Genomic DNA, 21,460 nt, shown 5'->3' with positions numbered 1-21,460 from the left:
CTTATCCCCCTGTTATACCTCCATTATATGCGAACAAGATCCCTACTTGCTTATAACATGGTATCACCCTGCTAACAATAGTAGGTTTCTCCAGATTCAATTGGTTTAAGAGGTGCTTTATGATCACTTTCGTAACAGTCAGTATCCTTATACTTCCTTCTTTTATAATATCGCTATCCCAATAGCCCAGTATACAAATTATTCATACAAATACACACCATAGAAGTTTATACAAATAACTTCTAGCAGGTGAAAAAGTAATAAGAGGATATTAGTTCACTTACAAATAGCATAACGGCAGTAATTAAATTCATTTAATGATCCAATTCCCCTTGATATAAAAAAGTTACTTTAAAACTAAAGTAAAAGCTAAACGTACAAAGTGAGATTGTATAAGATATTATTAATAGCTTCCTGTTACCATAATCACTGCAATGCCTTTAAATAGTGTAATTTTCAATAAATAATATTTTTTTTCTATAATTAAATTTTATAGATTTGCCTACTATTTAGATTTAGTATAAATAAATTCCAAACTCAAGATATTCCAATCATAATATGAAAAAGATTTTTCTAGCAGCTTTATTACTATCGGCTTTATACGGAAAAGCCCAAAATAACAACACCTTGATGAATGCTGATTTTTGGAAAGGTTCGCCAAATTTAGCTACTGTTAAAACTGAAATCGCAAAAGGAAATAGCCCTTCAAAACCAAATGCGGCTTCATTCGATCCTGTTACTACCGCTATTTTAAATAAAGCTCCTAATGATATTATCCAATATCTAATTGAACAAGAAGGAAATAGTGTTACTAAAAAAACACACCATAGCCGCAGTTATTTACATTGGGCTGCTTCTACAGGAAATCTTGAACTTGTCAAATATTTAATAGCTAAAGGTTCCGACGTCAATTATCAAGATAGTCATGGCTTTCCTATTGCAGCCTATGCGGCATCAACAGGAAACAAAAACACAGCTGTTTACGATGTTTTATTCAAAGCAGGTGTAGATCCAAAGCAAAAATATGAAGATGGGGCGACCTTACTTTTATTGTCAGTCGCATCAGATAATGATTTAAGCATTACTGATTATTTTGTATCGAAAGGGTTATCGCTAACAGATAAGGATAACTTTGGACGTACTGCAGTCGACTATGCGGCTAAACTTGGTCATATTGAACTTATCGAAAAACTGATAAAAAGAGGCGTTAAACCAACAAATAATGCTCTTTTCTTCGCTACTCAAGGATCTAGACAGGTTACTAATGGTATTGAAACATATAAATACTTGGTAGAAACTCTAAAGTTAGATCCAAAAGCAACAAATAAAGATGCTGCTACAATTTTACATGCATTAGTACGTAGACCCAATATGGAAGTAATCAACTATTTCCTGGCAAAGGACGTTGCGATCAACAAAGCTGACAATGAAGGAAATACCGTACTTATGGTCGCAGCTGCCGGTAAAGATGCGAAGTTGGTCGAGCTTCTATTATCAAAAACAACAAATATTAACGCTGTAAATGATAAAGGAGAATCTGCATTGACAAAAGCAATTGCAAATGGCTCTTCAGAAGTAGCAGCTTTATTACTTAAAAATGGTGCTGACATCAAAGTGCTGAATAAAGACGGAAACAATCTTGCTTATTATTGGTTAAATTCATACACAGAACCCAATCCTCAAACACAAGGTGGCCAGCAACGCAATCCACAAGGAGATAGTTTGAAGAAAAATTAACCTTATTAAAGAATAATGGCTTAACAGTCACTGATCTTCAAAAAATAAAAGCTCTTTATTACACTTAGCTGTTGCAAAAGAGAACATAAACCTTATTAAAAGAGTCGCTGCCTTAGGAACTGATATTAATGCTCAGGACAATGATGGCATGAGCGCTTTACATAAAGCGGCTTTAATAGCAAAAGATGATACTATTCTTAAAGAATTGATTTCAATCGGTGCTAAAAAAGACCTGCTAACATCACTTGATGAAACAGCTTACGACATTGCAAAGGAAAATGACTTTTTAGCAAAAAATAATGTATCTATCGATTTCTTAAAATAACGGCATGAAAACCTCTTTAAAATTTACTGTACTTATATTTCTTATTACACTATTTAGCTCAAATTCATTTGCACAATCAAGTAAATTCAAGTGCATGATTCAAATGAATAGCTATGAGGGTGAGGGAGCATATATCATTATATCATTAATCAATCCAAAAGGCGCTTACGAAAAAACACTTTCTGTATTAGGCCCGGATAAACAATGGTATAATACGCTTAAAGAATGGCATAAGTTTCAAACAAAATCCAACAACAAACTTAGTGCAATTACAGGTGCCTCTGTTGGTGGTGGTGACCGTGCAATGAGAACAATAGAAATTGACGATACAAAATTGAACAAAGGTTATAAATTACGTTTCGAATCGGCTGTTGAAGAACAAAAGTATCATGTCACTGACGTAGAAATTCCCTTGACAACAGAAGCATTAGCGGAGCGTGCTAGCGGCAAAGGATATATTAAATTTGTAAAATTAAGTAAAGTTCAATAATTAAAATGACCTTATCCATATGGAGGTATGCACATTTAGCTCTTGCGATAGTATCATCCCTATTTTTACTCATACTTTCCGTAACAGGAATTATATTGGCGATAGATGCAGTTAACGAAAAAACACAAGCATACCGAGTAGAAGATTCAAATACCATAACCCTTGCGCAATCCATAACGGCTTGCGCAAGGTTTACCCTGAAATCATTGAAATAGCAGTCGATCACAATCAATTTGTCAGTATAGATGCTTTAGATGAAGAGGGTAATACCATTAAAGCTTATATCAATCCGACCACAGGGAAAGTATTAGGTGAAATCAAACCCAAAAGCCAGTTCATCCAGTGGACAACCGCCTTACACCGTTCCTTATTTCTACACGAAACAGGACGTATATTAGTCGGCCTGGTTTCCTTCATATTGCTATTGATTACCATTAGTGGACTCATCTTGATCCTTAAACGTCAGCAGGGTCTTCGCAATTTCTTTTCTAAAATAAACCGTGATTTTTTTGCTCAATATTTTCATGTTGTCAGTGGACGATTGTTCCTCATTCCTATTTTGATCATTGCTTTATCAGGCACATATTTATTTATGGCACGAATGGAACTGATCAAGAAATCGAACGAAGAGCTTGAACATCAGGATACGCAAACTGAGAATCAAAAGGATTTCAAGGAATTTGCGATTTTTCAAAAGCACACTTTAGGAACAATTGAAAAGATTGAATTTCCTTTCATGGATGATGATCCTGAAGAATTTTACACGATCAAATTTAAGGATCGTGCTGTTACAGTTAATCAGTTTAATGGCGAAATCGTTAAAGAAACAAAATATCCTTATACTGCAGCACTAGAGAAATTAAGTCTCGATATCCATACAGGCCGAACAAATGTGATTTGGGCTATTATTCTAGGTCTTGCTTCTTTAAACATTGTATTCTTTATTTATACTGGCTTTGTCATCACATTCCGAAGAACAAAAACTAAGATTAAAAATAAATATAAAGCCAATGAAGCTGAATTTATTATTTTAGTTGGCTCAGAAAATGGGAGTACTTTATTTTTTGCAAATCAGATTCATAAGCAACTACTGGCAGATGGTAAATGTTCGTTTGTAACAGCGATGAACCAATACCAAAACTATCCAAATGCGACACATATTTTAATATTCACTTCGACATATGGGATCGGGACAGCACCGACTGGAGCATCAAATTTTGAAGAGCTGCTTGAGAAATTTCCTCAAGAACAGACAGTCCAATACAGTGTAATTGGATTCGGATCGAAAGCTTACCCAGATTATTGTGCCTACGCAGAACATATAGATAAACTTCTTGCGACCAAAGAATGGGCTACCCGCTTCTTAGATCTTCATAAAATTAATGATCGATCTGCTCATGAATTTACAAATTGGGTACATCACTGGAGTGAAAAATCGTGCATTGCTCTAGCTACTGCTCCATCTTTATACCAGTCAAAAGTTGCCAATCTGCAGCAACTTCAGGTTGTTAAAAAAACAAGCCAAGATCACGCGACATTCACTGTTGTATTTAAACCTCTCAGAAAGTTAAAATTTCAATCGGGCGATCTTTTAGCGATATATCCTGCACATGATAATAGGGAACGCTTTTATTCCATTGGTAAAAATAATGGAACGATTCAACTGGAAGTTAAGCTGCATCCCAATGGATTGGGATCAAATTTTCTATATGAATTAAAGGAAAATGACCATATTGATGCCCGGGTGATGACGAATCCTGACTTCCACTTTCCTAAAGCTCCTGCTGTTATTATGATTGCAAACGGAACAGGAATTGCACCTTTTTTAGGTATGATTCAAAACAATGTAAAAACACCTCTTCGTTTATATGCTGGTTTTAGATACAACAATACACTCACACAGCGCTATCAACAATTTGCACAAGAGGAAATTATAAAAAAACATTTAACAGCCTATCAGTTGCATATTCAAGAGAATCAACAGCACAATATGTGATGGATCTAATCAAACATGACGTACAACTATTTGTAGAACATTTAGAGAATGACGGTGTCATTATGATCTGCGGATCGCTTCAAATGCAACGTGACGTCGAAAAGGTCCTTGAAGAAATGACCCTATCGCAAAAAGGTAAAGCACTGCTTTATTATAAGGAGAAGAAACAGATTCTAACCGATTGTTATTAAAAGACAAATCAATACTACTGCTCATGAGACTTCTTTGTACGGTCACCTTCCTATTTATTATAACGCTTAGTCAGGCACAGGTATTACAAAAAAAGCAAGTGACTTTAATGGGCTCTGTCTTTGAAATCACTATTGTAGACCGGGATACCGCATCTGCCCGAAATCATATTGATCTTGTAATAGCAGAGGTTACACGTATTGAGAATCTGATTTCAGAATGGAGACCGGAAACCCAGATTTCGGAAGTAAACCGCAATGCAGGTATTAAACCTGTAAAAGTAGATCGTGAAGTTTTTGATCTGACCAAAAGAGCAATCGCGTATTCCCGCAATTCAAATGGAGCTTTTGATATCAGTATTGTTGCTTTAGACAAAATCTGGAAATTTGATGGCAGTATGACCGAATTACCTACGGAAGAAGCTATTCGTAAGTCAGTTGAAAAAGTGGGTTATCAGCATATTATCTTAGATAGTGTCAATTGCAGTATTTACTTAGCACTCCCGGGTATGAAAATAGGTTTTGGATCAATTGGAAAAGGTTATGCGGCAGATCGTGGAAGAGCTTTGATGCAAGAAAAATATGTTTTAGCTGGCATCGTTAATGCATCTGGAGATCTATCGACCTGGGGGCTTCAACCAAATAATAAGCCTTGGTTAATAGGCATAAAAAACCCTTTCAAAGCTTATAAAACGATTAAAATATTAAAAATGCAGGAAAATTCTGTTGCGACATCGGGCAATTATGAGAAGTATGCTGAAATTGACAACAGACGATATGCACATATCATCAACCCTAAAACTGGCTATCCTTCTACTGGACTGACCAGTGTTACGATCTACGGCCCTTCTGCTGAGTTTGCGAATGCTCTAAGCACCTCGATTATGGTTCTAGGTCAAGAAGAAGGTATTTTATTAGCAAAAAGATTTCCCCTCTATCATTATCTTCTGATAACTGACAACGGAACTGTTATAAAAAGCCAAAGATAAACCTAGCGCTTCTTCTTTTCTGGTTCCGGTTCAATTTCTTCCACATCATCATCAAACAGGATTCGAACAGAAGGCGTATAGGTATCATCATTTTGTCCCGTTTTATTAGCCCAAAAAAAAGCACCTAAAAACAATAACGCAACAAATACACTACAGCCAATCAACATAAAGATGATACTCATAACACTATTTTAATATAAAAATCTTCTATAATCCCATTCTTTTTGCAAACCATCTTGTCAAAATACTGGTGAATGATATAATCGTTACCGTACTTATAGGCATCAGTATTGCTGCAAACAAGGGAGACATTTCTCCTTGAACAGCAAAACTCAGTCCAATCACATTATAAAAAATAGAGATACAGAAACTTAAGTGAATAACACGGACTGCATCTTTACTAAAAGCAAAAAACTTAGGTAATTTATCAAAAGATTCGCCATCCAAGATTGCATCACAACCTGGAGAAAAATTATTGATATCATCACTGACCGCGATCCCTAGATCGGCAGTCTTTAGGGCTCCAGCATCATTAAGCCCATCTCCTACCATACAGACACGATGTCCATTCTCTTTGAATAAATTGATAATATCCAATTTATTCTGTGGAGATTGATTAAACAGCAATCGTGTTGTTGAAGGAAAAATCTCCTTTAATAAATCTTTTTTTCGATCATTATCGCCCGATATCAAGTGAAGATCATAATGTTTTAAATCATGAATAATACCGGAAAGCCCGGCACGCCAGGACTGTTCCATTGCAAAACTACCCTTTACTTCACCATTAATAGAAACAAATACATAAGAAGCTTCTGCTGCTCTAGTAGGCACATCTACAAAACGGGCACTACCGATCTTGATTGTATATTGGCCAATATGAGTTACTGACCCTTCTCCAATTTTTTCTTCATACCGATTAACCGGTACAGCATCTACTCCTTCTAACCATTTTACAATCTCCCGGCTCAATGGATGACTTGAATTTCGACAAGAAGAATACACCAATATTTTTTCTTCTTCTGTTAAATATCCGTCAAAAACAATTCCATTAACAGTAGGTGACGAGATTGTCCCTGTTTTATCAAATATTATCGTGTCAATTGATGCCATCTGCTCAATGGCATCTGTGTTTTTAACGTAGAATTTGTTTCGGTCAAATACACTTAAAGCTGCAGACAATGTAAATGGAGAACTCAATGCTAAAGCACAAGGGCAGGCGATGATCAATACTGCTGTAAATGCACCCCAAGCTTTATCGGTATCCGCGTCCATCATCCAAAAAACTGTTGCAGATAGGGCAATAACCAATAAAGCAACCGTAAAATATTTACTGATATAACTTATAAATGTCTGAAACTGTTTATCATATTGTTTAAAATTTTCATTATTCCAAAGCTTGGTTAAATAAGACTGCGAAACCGATTTGACCACTTCAAGCTCAATCGCTTCAGCCATTTGACGTCCTCCAGCATAAATCACTTCGCCTAGTGTTTTAGTCACAGGTTTTGACTCTCCAGTCACAAAGCTAAAATCTATACAGGCATCCCCGCGGAGCAACACCGCATCTGCTGGTATGATTTCATTATTTCGGACTAAAATCCGATCCCCAACTTTTAAATCGGCCAGCTGAATCGGTTTTTCCTTTTCATCGTGTATCGTTGTTACAGCTACAGGAAAATAACTTCTATAATCACGTTCAAAAGAAATGTGATAATATGTTCTTTCCTGAACCCATTTCCCAATCAATATAAAAAAGACCAAACTACAAAGTGTATCCCCAAAGCCAGCCCCGGTCTGCGAGATCACTTCATATGCGGTACGTACAAATAAGATAAATATTCCCAATGCCAATGGTACATCTAAGTTCAGTCTTTTTTGACGGATACTTAAAAATGCCGATTTAAAATAATCTGAAGCACTATACAGTAAAACAGGCAGTGTAAATAAAAGATTTGCATACCCAAAAAACACCGAATAGTTTTTTTCAAAACCTGCCAGTCCAAAGTATTCAGGGAAGCTCAACATCATCGAATTTCCAAAACAAAAACCTGCTACCGCTATTTTTGCTATCAATGGATTAGCATTAATTTTTTTGCCCGCCTTAACCACATCCTGCAAGGTAATCTTTGGTTCATAACCGATACTTCGCAGTAACTGTACAAGATCACGGAGTGATAATTCCGTATGCTTAAATGTGATACTTGCTTGTCTTTTCATGAAATCAACTTTCGAGACAAGTACATTTGGGTTTAATCTATACAGGTTCTCTAATAACCAGATACAAGAGCTACAGTGAATTACAGGAATGTAAAATGTTATGATCGTGATCTGCTCATCTTTATAGTCAATCAGTTTATCGGTAATAATAGCTTCATCCAAATAAGACAAATCAGCAGTTTTATCAAGGTTTGATTTTCCTGGATGCTGGTTATAGCGATAATAACTTTGCATATTATTATCATGTAAAATCTGGTATACTGTTTGGCAACCTAAACAGCAGAAACCATGGTTATCAAATTGATAGCCACTGGAGACAACTGCATCACCACAATGAAAACAATGCTGGTCTATTTGAGTTTGTTTGATATCCACCATTACAGATTATTTAAATAGCTTGACTAAATAATTCTTTTTCGTTTTTGGAGTTTTGTAATTTCAGATCAAAAGCCATACAGATATTGCGTAGAAAAGATCTTCCTGATGGGGTAATGATTATATGATCTTTATTAACATGGACTAAACCTTCTTTTATCATATCTTCAAGACGCTCTACGATGCCTTCATTTTTAACAAAATCTGCTATCAATTTTGTTTCTCCTTTACACATCAGATCTAAAATGTAGCGTCTTATAATCAGATCTTCGTCATCAAGTAAATGCCCTTTCACAACCGGCAACCGATTGTTTTCAATCATCTTTGATATTCCTCCACACTTTAACATTTTGTGCAAAAGCATCCCACGAATCACTGATAGAAGATACTCCGAGACCAATCAATAAAGGACGATAACGATCTGCATATCCCATAAAATTGCGATGAAGCCTTTGCTGTTGAAATGCAATAAACAATTCATCGCCAGGTTTAGCAAAGTGATCCATTCCAACATCTCTATATCCGGCATCTTGAATAAATTGCTTTCCCAGGGTATAAAGCGCAAGCTTTTCTTCACCTTGAGGTAAGTCTAATTCAGTGTAATGACGCTGTCCAGGCTTTAACCATGGCACGTGCGCATAGCTATAAAAAGAAATACGATCCGGATCAAGCAACAGCGATTCTTTGATCGTTTCTGTTATTGTTCTCAAACTTTGTTTGGGCAGTCCGTAAATCAGATCAAAATTAATAGAAGTATATCCGATAGCACGAGCTTCTAGCATAACGCGGCGCACATCTTCCACATCCTGCTTTCTATTTATAGTAAACTGCACAAGCGGATCGAAATCCTGAATTCCCAAGCTTAATCTTCGAAATCCCAACTGATATAAATCGGCTAAGTGTTCATAAGTCGTATTGCCAGGATGTGCTTCGAAAGAAAATGATGCATCGTCTGCGACCTGAGCTTTCGATAAAATACCCGCCAGTAATTTTGCTAAATTCTCTGGAGCAAAAAAGGTAGGGGTTCCACCACCAAGGTGAATTTCAGAAATCAAAGGCGCACCTTCCTTTAATATTGCTGTGTACATCCCCCACTCTTTTAGCAAACTGTCGATATAAGGTATTTCAACTTTATGATTTTTCGTAATTCGGGTATTGCAACCACAATATGTGCACAGACTTTCACAGAATGGCAAATGAATATAGAGGCTTATCCCTGCTTTTTTTGATTTTTGATAGGTATGATATACGCGACTAGACCATTCCTTCTCAGAGAATTGGTCGCTATTCCAAAATGGAACAGTTGGGTAACTCGTATATCTAGGGGCTGCAACATTGTACTTCCGTACTAAAGACTGCAAATCTATTCCATTGTTCGAATTCATGAGATTATAATTTTACAGGACATACTTTTAAACAACAACAAGCAGTGCCCACACATTTGCCAGCACCCCACAAATTCAAATTGCGAATTGTCTGTTCGGCAATACCTTTTGGACTTTGGTCCTCATAAGGTGTATTAGCAACTTGTATATCCAACTTTCCGGCTTCAACTAAGTCGATGTGTTCTGTCCCTAAAGTACGTGTCAGAATACGGCCCACACCCATATCTTTTAACACCCGGAGCATGGAAGCTTCTAGAATATCCTGTGCCGAAATGACAACAACATCTTTCCCTGTAGCATAAACTTTTGTTTCTTCATTTAGCCCATTAGAAATTAATGTCAAATCATGCATTTTACCATTAGCTAATGCTAATAACTCCTTTTCATAGGTCTGAATACTGTAAACAACTACTTTCATGCTATCTTTTTTGATATTCTAAATCCGAACTAGAACAAAAGTAAATAGTCTTCAAATACTTACACATGAAGTTCATCAGCTTAAAAAGTGATCTACGTCACATTTTTAAGCTTAAAAATGCTCTGAAAACGAAAAAGGGTCGCATCCTTACTGGATGCGACCCTTCTGATCAAAATATCTTGGTAATAAAAGACCTTACTGCTTTACCTTACGAAGTTTTTTAACTGAGAAAATACGAATGGCACTTTTCTCTTTTGCAATTAAATTTTCCTCTCTAAAATCGGCTAAAACACGCGAGATCGTTTCATTTGCAGTACCTGCAATTGTTGCGATTCCCTCTCTTGATATTTGAATAACACATTCATCTTCAATTGCTGTATTCACCGTTTTCTCAGCAACACTAATTAATGCATTGGCAATACGTTTACGTACCGTGTCATAAGCAAATCCCAACAATTGCTCTTCTTTCTCTCTAATATTTCCCGATAGCAACTGGATAAATTTACCTGCAATCAAAGGTTTGCGATAAATTAATTCAAAAAAGTCTTCTTTACTGATCAGTGCTATTTCGGATTTTTCAATAGCTTCAACATTATCAGAATAATTTTCATTCAACAGCATCGCTTCATAGCCTATATATGTACCTGCAATGTGAATATCAGTCGAAAGCTCGCGTCCATCATTATAGCATAGAAAACTACGCACCTGTCCGCTCAACACAAAATAGACGAATACGGGTATATCACCCTCTTCGTAAATGCTTTGCTTCTTTTTGAATACTTTAACACGAGATTTTTCAATGAGTTCTTTCAATAAAAAATCTTGTTCTTCAGGACTTAAATACAAGGAGTTTTTAATTGTTATCGCCTCTCCTATCTGTCCACGCTTTTTAAAGCGCACATCAATGGCATTTAACAACTCAACATCATCAAAAGGTTTTGTTAAATAATCATCTGCTCCTAGCTCCATTGCTTTTCGCATATCAGACCGTTCAACTTTAGCCGTAAGGAAAATAAAAGGTATGTGTGCCGTTTCTTCATTCTTACTTAGAATATATAAAACGCCATAGCCGTCTAACTCAGGCATCATAATATCACAGAGAATTAAATCCGGCAAATGAGTTGTTGCTAAATCAACACCATCACGGCCATTTTCCGCTGCCAGTACATGATAACGTCCTGTTAACTCCAAAATCTCTGTCGTTCCTTCCCGTATATCTGTATTATCCTCTATAATTAATATTGTCTTCTTTTCCACCTCAATTATTTATTTTGGGTAAATATCATCTTAAAAAAAGCTCCTTCGTTGATGGCAGATTTGTATTCCAATAATCCTTCCATAAGATGAACATAACGTCTTACAATGTTCAATCCTAATCCTGTACCTGGTATATTGCCTGTATTATGAGCTCTAAAAAACGGTTCAAATAAATTGATCTGATCTTCCTGCGGAATTCCTATTCCATTATCACGGACTGTGATGATGCAAATATTATCCTCGATTATAGTATTAAACTCAATGAAGGTATCTTCACCAGAATATTTTATCGCGTTTGAAATCAAATTAACAACCGTATTTTTAAGTAAATTAGAATCCATCATAAACAGTCCAACCTCACCTGTGTGCTGATAAACAATATGTTGATTCTTTTTACAGATCAATTGCATCTCTTCGGTAATTTCTTCTGCTAATCCAACCACATTGATCATTTGCTTATTGACCGTAACAACACCTGCTTCCAACTTTCCAGTGATAGAAAATCATTTAAGATGCTTGTTAGCAATTGAACAGAGCTTTTAATTTTACCGGTGTGTTTCAATACACTTGCAAAATCTGGTTTTTCAATATACTTATCGATCAATGAAGCTGATAACTGTACAGAGCTCAAGGGAGTTCTAAATTCATGCGAAGCCATGGAAACAAATCGCGATTTTAGCTGACCAAGTTCTTTCTCCTTCTCAAGCGATTTCGAAACTTCAGCCTTTGTTTTCTCCAGTTCCGAAACAAGCATAATCAAATCTTTCGTTCTTTCGCTCACTTTTTGTTCAAGCTCGACAGCATGTTTTTTCAATCGGTTTTCCGCGGCTTTTTCTCTTGTAAGATCATGGATAAAGCCTGTAAAAATATTTCTATTTTTATACCAGACCTCACTCACTGCCAAACGAAAAGGAAAGGTGGTTCCATCTTTCTTTCTTCCAAGAACCTCCCTTCCTATTCCAATTATCTTTTTGTGCCCTGTTCTTTTATAATTATCGATATAGCTATCATGGCGACTATGATCCGGTTCGGGCATTAACATCGAAACATTATTACCGATAACTTCATGATCTGAATAACCAAATAAACTTGACGCTGCCGGATTAATAGATTCGATCAATCCCCGATTGTCGATCGTAATAATTCCATCAATAGCATGATCAATAATTGCTTCTAAAAGCTTCGCACTATCCATTTACTATTTCACTAGTTTTTTATACTTAAGACGGTGTGGAGTGACATCGCCAATTCTTTTCTTTCTATTTTCTTCATATTCCGAATAGTTCCCTTCGAAGAAATATACCTGAGAATCACCTTCAAATGCTAAAATATGCGTACAGATACGATCTAAGAACCATCTATCGTGGGAAATGACAACTGCACAACCACCGAAATTCTCCAAACCTTCTTCCAAAGCACGTAACGTATTCACGTCAATATCATTGGTAGGCTCATCCAGAAGAAGTACGTTCGAACTTTTCTTCAATGTAATGGCCAAGTGTACACGGTTACGCTCACCACCAGATAACACACCAACTTTTTTCTGTTGATCTGCTCCATTAAAGTTAAATTTTGAAACATACGCTCTCGAGTTTGATGAGCGGTTGCCCAACATGATATTCTCATTTCCATCGGTAATATTTTCCCATACTGATTTCTCCGGATCCAAGTCATCATGGTTTTGATCCACATAACCAAGCACAACAGTCTCTCCCACTTTAAATGTACCCGTATCAGGCTGTTCCTGTCCTGTAATCAAGCGGAACAAAGTTGTCTTACCGGCACCATTGGGACCAATAATACCCACAATACCTGCAGGAGGAAGTGAGAAACTTAAGTTTTCGAATAAAATACGGTCACCGTAAGATTTTGAAATATTATCTGCTTCAATCACGACATTACCTAAGCGTGGTCCCGGTGGAATGAATAATTCTAATTTCTCTTCACGGTCTTTCGTTTCCTCTGAAGCTAATTTCTCATAATTATGAAGACGTGCTTTAGATTTGGCATGTCTAGCTTTAGGAGCCATACGCACCCATTCCAATTCACGTTCTAATGTTTTTTGACGTTTTGATTCTGTTTTTTCCTCTTGCGCTAAGCGTTTAGATTTTTGATCTAACCAAGAAGAGTAGTTTCCTTTCCAAGGAAGACCTTCACCGCGATCCAATTCCAGAATCCATCCAGCGACGTTATCCAAGAAGTAACGATCGTGGGTAACAGCGATAACTGTACCTTTATATTGCTTTAAATGTTGTTCTAACCAATCGATAGACTCAGCATCCAAGTGGTTAGTTGGCTCATCTAATAATAAAACATCCGGTTCTTGTAGCAAAAGACGACACATTGCCACGCGACGGCGCTCCCCTCCTGACAAATTGGCAATCTTAGCATCAGGCTCTGGACAACGTAAAGCATCCATGGCACGTTCTAATTTTGAGTCAATTTCCCAAGCATTGGTTGCATCAATAATATCCTGAAGTTCACCTTGTCTAGCCAAAAGCTTATCCATTTCATCTGCATTTTCATACACTTCAGGTAAGCCAAATTTTTCATTAATTTCTTCGTACTCTTTCAGAATACCCGTGATCTCGGCAACACCTTCTTGAACAATTTCAAGTACTGTTTTTTCCGGATCTAAAATAGGTTCCTGCGCTAAATAACCCACAGAATAACCTGGTGAGAAAACAACTTCACCTTGAAAAGATTTATCTAAACCAGCAATTATCTTTAACAGTGAAGATTTTCCGGAACCGTTAAGACCGATTACACCAATCTTTGCACCGTAGAAAAAAGAAAGGTAAATATTTTTTAAAACTTGTTTTTGAGGAGGGTAGATTTTGTTGACACCCGCCATTGAAAAGATTATTTTTTCGTCTGACATACTAATCAATTATTCTTTGTTTGGACAATAAATACACACAAATGTAAACTTTTATACTGACATTTTGATCGATTTAATAGCATGGCTTAATTGTTGATAAATATTACTAAAATATTAAGGATTGATAAAGTAAATTTATTACATTTATATCATTCTTGGTCATTAAAAGAAAGGTAAATTACATGGAAGCAAAATTTTCACCGCGCGTAAAAGATGTCATATCGTACAGTAGAGAAGAGGCTTTGAGGTTGCGTCACGATTATATTGGCACAGAACACTTGTTGTTAGGTTTGATTCGTGAAGGTGATGGCATGGCAATTAAGATTTTGAAAAATATCGGAATTGACACTGCGGCTTTACGTCAGTCTGTAGAGGAGGCCGTGAAAAGCTCAGCTGTATCTCGCGCTCCAATTGGCAATATGCCACTTACTAAACAAGCAGAGAAAGTACTTAAAATCACATATTTAGAAGCTAAAATTTTTAAAAGTGAAATCATAGGAACAGAGCATTTGTTATTAGCTATTTTGAGAGATGAAGACAATATCGCTTCTCAAATACTACAACAATATCAGGTGAGTTATGATATCTTCAAAGCGGAAGTAGAACAAAATAAAACAACCATCCGAGATGAAGCTCCAGGTTCGTCCACTGGTGATGACGATTATCCTGAAGAAGAGCAATTCATCCAACCTAAAAAGGTATCTGACATTAAATCTAAAACTCCGGTTTTGGATAACTTTGGCCGCGATTTAACAAAAGCTGCGGAAGAAGGACGTCTTGATCCTATTGTAGGTCGTGAAAAAGAAATTGAGCGTGTATCTCAGATTTTATCACGTCGTAAGAAAAACAATCCGTTGTTAATCGGAGAGCCGGGTGTTGGTAAATCTGCCATTGCAGAAGGATTAGCATTACGTATTGTACAACGTAAAGTATCGCGTGTACTGTTTAACAAACGTGTCGTTACGCTTGATCTCGCATCTTTAGTGGCAGGTACAAAATACCGTGGCCAATTTGAAGAGCGTATGAAAGCTGTGATGAACGAATTGGAGAAATCTCCAGATGTGATTTTATTCATTGATGAGATTCATACGATTGTAGGTGCTGGTGGAGCTTCGGGTTCATTAGATGCATCCAACATGTTCAAACCTGCTTTAGCAAGAGGCGAGATTCAATGTATCGGTGCAACTACATTAGATGAGTACCGTCAGTACATCGAGAAAGATGGAGCTTTGGATCGTCGTTTTCAACGCGTAACCATTGAACCTGCAACTCGTGATGAGACTATTGAGATTTTAAATCGTATTAAAGAAAAATACGAAGAACACCATAATGTCAACTACACTCCTGAAGCTATCGAAGCTTGTGTAAGTTTAACGACTCGTTATATTACCGATCGTTTCTTACCGGATAAGGCTATCGATGCGCTGGATGAAGCTGGTTCACGTGTGCATTTAACAAACATACATGTTCCACAATCCATCATTGATATCGAAGAGAAAATCGAAGAGATCAAATTGGAGAAAAATCGTGTTGTTCGCAGTCAAAAATATGAAGAAGCTGCAAAACTACGTGATACCGAGAAAAAACTGTTAGAGGAACTTGACCGTGAAAAATTAGCATGGGAAGAGGAAACGAAAGCAAAACGTTATGTCGTAACTGAAGATAATGTTGCAGAAGTTGTTTCGATGATGACAGGGATTCCTGTACAACGCGTTAGCCAGACAGACAGTCAAAAACTGTTGAACATGGGTGACCTGATGAAAAATAGAATCATCGGTCAAGATGATGCTGTTCAGAAATTAGTGAAAGCTATTCAACGGACACGTGCCGGTCTTAAAGATCCGAAGAAACCAATTGGTTCATTCATCTTCTTAGGCCCTACCGGTGTTGGTAAAACTGAGTTGGCAAAAGAGTTAGCACGCTTTATGTTTGATTCTGAAGATGCATTGATTCAGATTGACATGAGTGAGTATATGGAGAAATTTGCGATATCACGTTTAGTGGGAGCGCCTCCAGGATATGTTGGCTATGAAGAAGGTGGACAGTTAACAGAAAAAGTTCGTCGCAAACCATATGCTGTAGTCTTATTGGATGAGATTGAAAAAGCACATCCGGATGTTTTCAACTTGTTATTACAAGTGTTGGACGAAGGCCAATTGACAGATAGTTTAGGTCGTAAAGTTGATTTTAGAAATACCATCATCATCATGACTTCTAATATCGGAGCACGTCAATTGAAAGAATTTGGTCAAGGTGTTGGTTTTACAACTGCGGCAAAAACAACACAAGCAGATTCACATTCAAGAACTGTTATCGAAACAGCGTTGAAACGTGCTTTTGCTCCTGAATTCTTGAACCGTATCGACGATGTGATTGTTTTCAATTCGTTATCGAAAGAGAATATCTTCAAAATCATTGATATTGAGTTGAGATCTCTATTCGGTAGAATCACAGATTTAGGTTACACAATAGATTTGACTGAAACTGCAAAAGAGTTTATCGCAGAGAAAGGATACGACACTAATTTCGGAGCCCGTCCATTAAAACGAGCAATTCAGAAATATTTAGAAGATCCAATCGCTGAAGAAATCTTAAAAGGTGATATCAAATCTGGCGATCGTTTAAAAGTTGATTTAAACGCTGAAACGAAAGAAATAGAAGTCACTGCTGATCGTTCTGAAAGACCGATCGAGCCAGCAGATAAAAAAGAAGATTAATAGAATTTGATTTATTTAAGAAAATGCACCAGAAATGGTGCATTTTTTGTTAGAAAGTGTTAATAGAATGTTAAACTATTTTAAGTACCAACAGTCTTACAAATTAAGAAACAAAAAAACTACAGATATGAAAAGAATTTTATTAGCCTTATTAATAGGTAGTGCAACCTTAACTTCACTTAGTTCTTGCACAAAAGAGTATATAACAGAGGAAAATAATATAACTGTTAATCCTGGCAGATCTTTTATCTACACAGTAAAACCTAATCAATGGTCTTCAGATGATAACAAACGTATTATTCATAAGATTATCCTGCCTGAACTTACCAAGTATTACGTTGATCAGGGTGATGTTTCTGTACATATGAGCTTAAACAAAGAAATATCTTACAAGATCTTACCTGCATCATTTGCATTCAATGATGGTAAAGAAATTAACCCTGTTAGTTTTCATATCGATTATAAAGTAGGCGAACTCTCGATCATTGGTGAAGATCCGACTAATGAGTTTCAAATCAATTATCCAAGTCAAGATTTAATTATAAAAATTATATTATCCGACACTGATTTTGTTGACTAAAATACTTTGTAAACATCCTTAGTTTTATCCAAACTAAGGATGTTTTATGTTGGTAAAGAAATTATTAATTGAATAATTAATCAACAATATTTAATAATCCTTTGCTATAAGCTCATGTTTCTTATGTAGACTCTACACCTGCCTACAAATTTGCAATTTCTATTTTATTTCTTTCTGATTATATCCAATTTCCAAATACAAGCTTATTCCGAATAGCAATTAAAAATAGACTGGAAAGTATAAGAAAGAACACTAAAAAGAAACAGAAAAATTTTGTTGTTTTGCTTCTTAACGCAATGTCATCCTTATACTTTTCATAGATGGTCATGTAGCGTCTATTCCCAAAAAAAACAAAATACGTCGTTAATACGCTCAAAAAACCTAATAAAATTGCTGCTGAATCTGTAGGCCCTTGTCGCGTCTCTATGTCTAAATATAGAATATAACAATAGTAAAAAGTTACATAAAGACCAAAGAACAGACCAAAGAATAACCCTCCAACTGTCAGCGGCGGGTTATCATTTTTAAATTGATTGTCTTTATAATAACTGTTGAAGATTACAAAAAATAATTTATCCATGCTTTACTTTTATTAACAAGTATTTGTTACGTTTCTATGATTTAAACCTTTTCCCGATTAGATATCTACACCAAATTTAATTTACTTCGATCTGCTATCCAAAAAATTATTCTACAATAACATTTATACCAGCCATATTGGCTTTGTATTTAATCTTTTCAATCAAACCATAATAGCTCCAGTTTCGTAATAGAAATTCATCCTCTTTAGCAAACTCTTCTTTGGTCGTCTGATTGACTAATAATAATGTTCCTGCTTCAGATTTCACACATATATCAATCAGCCTTCGACTATATAGATGGAGACGACTATCTACATACTGCTTCTCCTTTTCGTTATACTGCTCCAAACTTTTCATTTTTTTCTTACGACCATGACCACCCCTATTGAATGTTGCAGCCTTTTGCAATCGTTGCTTAGCAGCCTGAATAGCCATCCGACGGTATAGGAATTCTTCTTTGTTTCCGATTTGATAACTATTCTTATCAATAGAAACTGTGATCGGATGCTCGACAGACAATGATGCTTCAGCAATGATATGATCTTTTAGTTCGTGTTGCTTTTTCGGTAATTCCAAAGCAAGCAACAGAAATATTTTCCCTTTCACAATCTGGATTGAACTTGTACATATTTTGATATGTCCCACCAGTGCTCGTTGTAGTAAAACCCTTTTGTCTGATCGGTCTTTACCTAGATACGTGCGGAAAGGAATTTTAAAAAGCTTCAATTTAAAATCCCAGCCTTTCTCATCATTGCTCAATTTTACTTGATTTCCACCGAAGGGAATTGGCATGTCCTTTTTATAATTCCTTAAAGATTTTTCACCTTTCCAATAAGCCACCCGATCAGTACTAAAAGCTCTGTTCAACGTCATATTCATTGATGAAAGAATATCGGATGGTAGTTTTCCTTTAAAATATAAAGACAATATGCGATAGGTGGTATTCATCTTTGATGATGTGAAGATACCTTCCGGATCCTTTTTAAAATCTCCCAATTTAACTTTAATATCATCACGCAGATAAATGAGATCCTTCATCTGCTCTTGAATAAATTGGTGCGTCATCACCATATTCGATCCGCGGTACACAACGTCCTGCCATTCGAACAATTTCTTATAATACTCAGATCGTTGTTCTTTATCATTACAATCTAAATAAAGCTGAACTTTTCGTGTTAAAACTAGCGTATCTTTTTCCATAACGGTATATATAATTAAGCGGTTTTCTTGGCGGTTTTAATCTTAGCATGTGCCTGGACAAAAAGCTTTTTGACCATAGTAGGATTCAATTTCAGTGATTCAGAGATTTGCTCAAATGACAATTGAAGCGCATAGCGCATATGAAAAATTTCTGTCTGATGGTCATTGAATTCACCTTCAAGGACAATTTTAGATGATCTATTTAACAGTTCCATGTGTTGCGAATTATTGAATACAGAACGTAGTGTCTCAATGGTTTTTTCAACCTGCAAGCTGACTTCATAGTCAGATATACCGCCCAAATAATGAGCAATACGCTCATAGTTAAAACTGTATTTTAAACAAAGTTTAATGAATAGCTGCTGTTGATTACTAAGGCTTGGCAATAGTTTGTTAAGTTGATCCAATCGCTCTTGTTTTTCTTCCTCCAGTTTCTCCAAATAGATCAGATCTACTTCGTCCTCTTCTTCTATTTCATAGCCGAGTAAAAACTCTTGATAATCCTCAATACCATCTAGCCGTAATAGGCTTTTGTGAAATCTATTGCACGTTGTATTAAAGAATGCATGTATAGCCGATTTAACCTGTGCCTTTAAAAAATTTAAGGTATCGTCAATATCCTTCACCTGTTTTCTATATAGCCATAGTCGCAATAAAGCTTCTTGAGCTATACTCTCAGCTACACAATCATCCTTTGTCGCCCGAAATGATCTAACGAAAAGATATCCGTAAAAGCGATTGTAGCAATAATTTAAGCCACGCTCATCTCCATCTTGAAGCAGGGAAATATACTTTTCGGCTTTCAGTATTTGTAAAGTTTTATTCATAATCATCGTTTTAGTCAAGGCATATGAGCATACCAATTCATCGGTTATTCACCTCAACAGATCTCAGCCGGCCTGGCGGATTTTATTGGAAACTGAGATCATGTTTGAGGTATACTAGGACTACTTAGAACATTAATATCATATTGGAATTGATCGGAAATAAGTAGCTTTATCAAGAGAATACCAATCTGTTATATATCTAACGACTTAAACTCAAAGAGTGAGTACCTAGATAATGTATAGGCTTACTTTTTCATCGTCATCAAAGTGACCTGAGCATGCTAGAGGTATATGGAGTTTTTAGAATATGGACTAACAGTAGGCCGTTGTGTAGTAATTAGTAGCATAGCTATCCCATAGATTGTATATACAGAAGTATTCAACTATGGATAGTTGTAATAAATAAGTATTTAGTGAGAGACCTATAGTCCTCACCCTACGGCTTCACAAGCAGCCTCAAGAATTATTTATGTGTGAGGGTATTTTTGCGGAGTTTGTGCGGTATGAAAAACCGCTTTGATGATGATCATCTCCTTCTCCTCATCTAACGTATAAAAAACGATATAAGGAAATTTCGTTAGCATCCTGCCACGAAAGTTAAGATAGAATACCTGGAAGTATCGGACTTTCAAAATATCAGCAACAGCTTTGTTATAGTCCTGAAGAAATTTTAAGGCAACTTTTTTAGAGACGTGTTCCAAATAATACGCGGTAGCTTCTTCAATTTGCTCTCTTGCTGCAGGAGTGATAAGTATGCTATAGGCCATATTTGACCTTCAACTCTTCGAAAACTAGACTAGCAGGCTGGCAATCATCAAGTGGCACATCATTCTGAGACAAAAGGAACTGCTCTTGTTCATCAGTTAGTTTGAAATTAGTCTCTTTCGACTCATATGTAGCCCCGATAAGTTCGAGTACTTCGAGGAAAAAAGAAGTCTTGTCTTCCGGAACAGATACTTTAAATGTAGTCATAACCAAATTTAGTAATAAATATTATAAGTTCCTAACTGGCAATAGTTTGAAATGACCGTATCAAGAGAACCTCAATTTTGTCTAATTTTAGTATTTCCAATATAGAGCTACCTTTTATATATGAATATTTTTAGATTAAAGAATACGACCAGAAAAAATTGACAGCTTATTTTCTAATTTCATTAACGAATAAGCGGACGCATTGTGTATATAACTTAAACCTAAACAATGAGGTGTTACTGCCAAGAACATTGTATAAATTTCAGATTATTGATAAATATTCAGTGAGTGGCAATAACCCTCACCCTACGGCGTCACAAGAAGC

General features: G+C 36.2%; 20 protein-coding genes and 1 pseudogene. 8 read left to right on the top strand and 13 right to left on the bottom strand.

The features are described from left to right. Positions 1-558 precede the first annotated feature (558 nt). The 6 genes from L950_RS16815 (at position 559) to L950_RS16800 (ending at position 5,725) form a co-directional block, all read left to right on the top strand. On the top strand, positions 559-1,737 hold the full coding sequence (locus L950_RS16815) for an ankyrin repeat domain-containing protein (protein ID WP_231577357.1): 1,179 nt from the start codon (positions 559-561) through the stop codon (positions 1,735-1,737). Between the two features lie 85 nt (positions 1,738-1,822). Then, entirely contained in the window at positions 1,823-2,062 is a 240-nt protein-coding gene (locus L950_RS33645) for a hypothetical protein (RefSeq protein ID WP_410528134.1), read from the top strand. A gap of 94 nt (positions 2,063-2,156) precedes the next feature. Continuing rightward, entirely contained in the window at positions 2,157-2,552 is a 396-nt protein-coding gene (locus tag L950_RS16810; protein ID WP_021190236.1) for a DUF2271 domain-containing protein, read from the top strand. A 181-nt stretch (positions 2,553-2,733) separates the two neighbouring features. Further along, positions 2,734-4,548, top strand: coding sequence for a PepSY domain-containing protein (locus tag L950_RS16805; protein WP_197086489.1), 1,815 nt, complete (start codon positions 2,734-2,736; stop codon positions 4,546-4,548). Further along, positions 4,548-4,739, top strand: a complete 192-nt coding sequence (locus tag L950_RS30400) for a hypothetical protein (protein WP_197086488.1) — start codon at positions 4,548-4,550, stop codon at positions 4,737-4,739. The genes L950_RS16805 and L950_RS30400 overlap by 1 nt, the downstream gene beginning before the upstream one ends. 23 nt (positions 4,740-4,762) lie before the next feature. Continuing rightward, a complete protein-coding gene (locus L950_RS16800) occupies positions 4,763-5,725 on the top strand; it encodes an FAD:protein FMN transferase (protein WP_046792063.1) in 963 nt (320 codons plus the stop codon). 2 nt (positions 5,726-5,727) lie between these two features. On the opposite strand, the gene ccoS is transcribed toward L950_RS16800, so the two are convergent. From ccoS to ettA, 8 genes and pseudogenes are all read right to left on the bottom strand, one after another. Further along, positions 5,728-5,907 carry a cbb3-type cytochrome oxidase assembly protein CcoS gene (gene ccoS / locus L950_RS16795; protein WP_031288414.1) on the bottom strand — a complete coding sequence of 60 codons (180 nt, stop codon included), beginning with the start codon at positions 5,905-5,907 and terminating at the stop codon, positions 5,728-5,730. 25 nt (positions 5,908-5,932) lie between these two features. Further along, complete coding sequence (locus L950_RS16790) at positions 5,933-8,320, bottom strand: heavy metal translocating P-type ATPase (protein ID WP_021190233.1); 2,388 nt, start codon at positions 8,318-8,320, stop codon at positions 5,933-5,935. Between the two features lie 10 nt (positions 8,321-8,330). Then, entirely contained in the window at positions 8,331-8,639 is a 309-nt protein-coding gene (locus L950_RS36700; RefSeq protein ID WP_021190232.1) for a hypothetical protein, read from the bottom strand. Next, complete coding sequence (hemN, locus tag L950_RS16785; protein WP_021190231.1) at positions 8,632-9,702, bottom strand: oxygen-independent coproporphyrinogen III oxidase; 1,071 nt, start codon at positions 9,700-9,702, stop codon at positions 8,632-8,634. The genes L950_RS36700 and hemN overlap by 8 nt, the downstream gene beginning before the upstream one ends. Before the next feature lie 4 nt (positions 9,703-9,706). Beyond that, positions 9,707-10,120 carry a hypothetical protein gene (locus tag L950_RS16780; protein WP_021190230.1) on the bottom strand — a complete coding sequence of 138 codons (414 nt, stop codon included), beginning with the start codon at positions 10,118-10,120 and terminating at the stop codon, positions 9,707-9,709. Between the two features lie 195 nt (positions 10,121-10,315). Continuing rightward, entirely contained in the window at positions 10,316-11,377 is a 1,062-nt protein-coding gene (locus tag L950_RS16775; protein WP_021190229.1) for a response regulator, read from the bottom strand. A gap of 5 nt (positions 11,378-11,382) precedes the next feature. Then, positions 11,383-12,572 (bottom strand): annotated as a pseudogene (locus tag L950_RS16770) (PAS domain S-box protein). A 3-nt stretch (positions 12,573-12,575) separates the two neighbouring features. After that, positions 12,576-14,258: an energy-dependent translational throttle protein EttA gene (ettA, locus tag L950_RS16765; RefSeq protein WP_021190228.1), complete on the bottom strand. Its 1,683-nt coding sequence runs from the start codon at positions 14,256-14,258 to the stop codon at positions 12,576-12,578. Between the two features lie 182 nt (positions 14,259-14,440). Here ettA and L950_RS16760 point away from each other — a divergent pair, with 182 nt between their 5' ends. Then, on the top strand, positions 14,441-16,975 hold the full coding sequence (locus L950_RS16760) for an ATP-dependent Clp protease ATP-binding subunit (protein WP_021190227.1): 2,535 nt from the start codon (positions 14,441-14,443) through the stop codon (positions 16,973-16,975). Positions 16,976-17,102: 127 nt separating this feature from the next. Then, positions 17,103-17,555 carry a hypothetical protein gene (locus tag L950_RS16755; RefSeq protein WP_156169734.1) on the top strand — a complete coding sequence of 151 codons (453 nt, stop codon included), beginning with the start codon at positions 17,103-17,105 and terminating at the stop codon, positions 17,553-17,555. Positions 17,556-17,733: 178 nt separating this feature from the next. Here L950_RS16755 and L950_RS16750 read toward each other — a convergent pair whose 3' ends face one another. From L950_RS16750 to L950_RS16730, 5 genes are all read right to left on the bottom strand, one after another. Continuing rightward, positions 17,734-18,135, bottom strand: a complete 402-nt coding sequence (locus L950_RS16750; RefSeq protein ID WP_021190225.1) for a hypothetical protein — start codon at positions 18,133-18,135, stop codon at positions 17,734-17,736. 106 nt (positions 18,136-18,241) lie between these two features. Continuing rightward, positions 18,242-19,336 (bottom strand): hypothetical protein, encoded by a 1,095-nt coding sequence (locus L950_RS16745; protein ID WP_021190224.1) that lies wholly within the window; start codon positions 19,334-19,336, stop codon positions 18,242-18,244. 14 nt (positions 19,337-19,350) lie between these two features. Continuing rightward, entirely contained in the window at positions 19,351-20,163 is an 813-nt protein-coding gene (locus L950_RS16740) for an RNA polymerase sigma factor (RefSeq protein ID WP_156169733.1), read from the bottom strand. A 467-nt stretch (positions 20,164-20,630) separates the two neighbouring features. Beyond that, positions 20,631-20,930 carry a type II toxin-antitoxin system RelE/ParE family toxin gene (locus L950_RS16735; RefSeq protein WP_021190222.1) on the bottom strand — a complete coding sequence of 100 codons (300 nt, stop codon included), beginning with the start codon at positions 20,928-20,930 and terminating at the stop codon, positions 20,631-20,633. After that, entirely contained in the window at positions 20,920-21,141 is a 222-nt protein-coding gene (locus tag L950_RS16730) for a hypothetical protein (RefSeq protein ID WP_156169732.1), read from the bottom strand. The genes L950_RS16735 and L950_RS16730 overlap by 11 nt, the downstream gene beginning before the upstream one ends. Positions 21,142-21,460: the final 319 nt, after the last annotated feature.

The organism is Sphingobacterium sp. IITKGP-BTPF85 (assembly GCF_001006065.1).
GTDB lineage: Bacteria > Bacteroidota > Bacteroidia > Sphingobacteriales > Sphingobacteriaceae > Sphingobacterium > Sphingobacterium anhuiense.
Note: the sequence above shows the minus strand (reverse complement) of the source record. Positions and strands in the feature narration are given on the sequence as shown.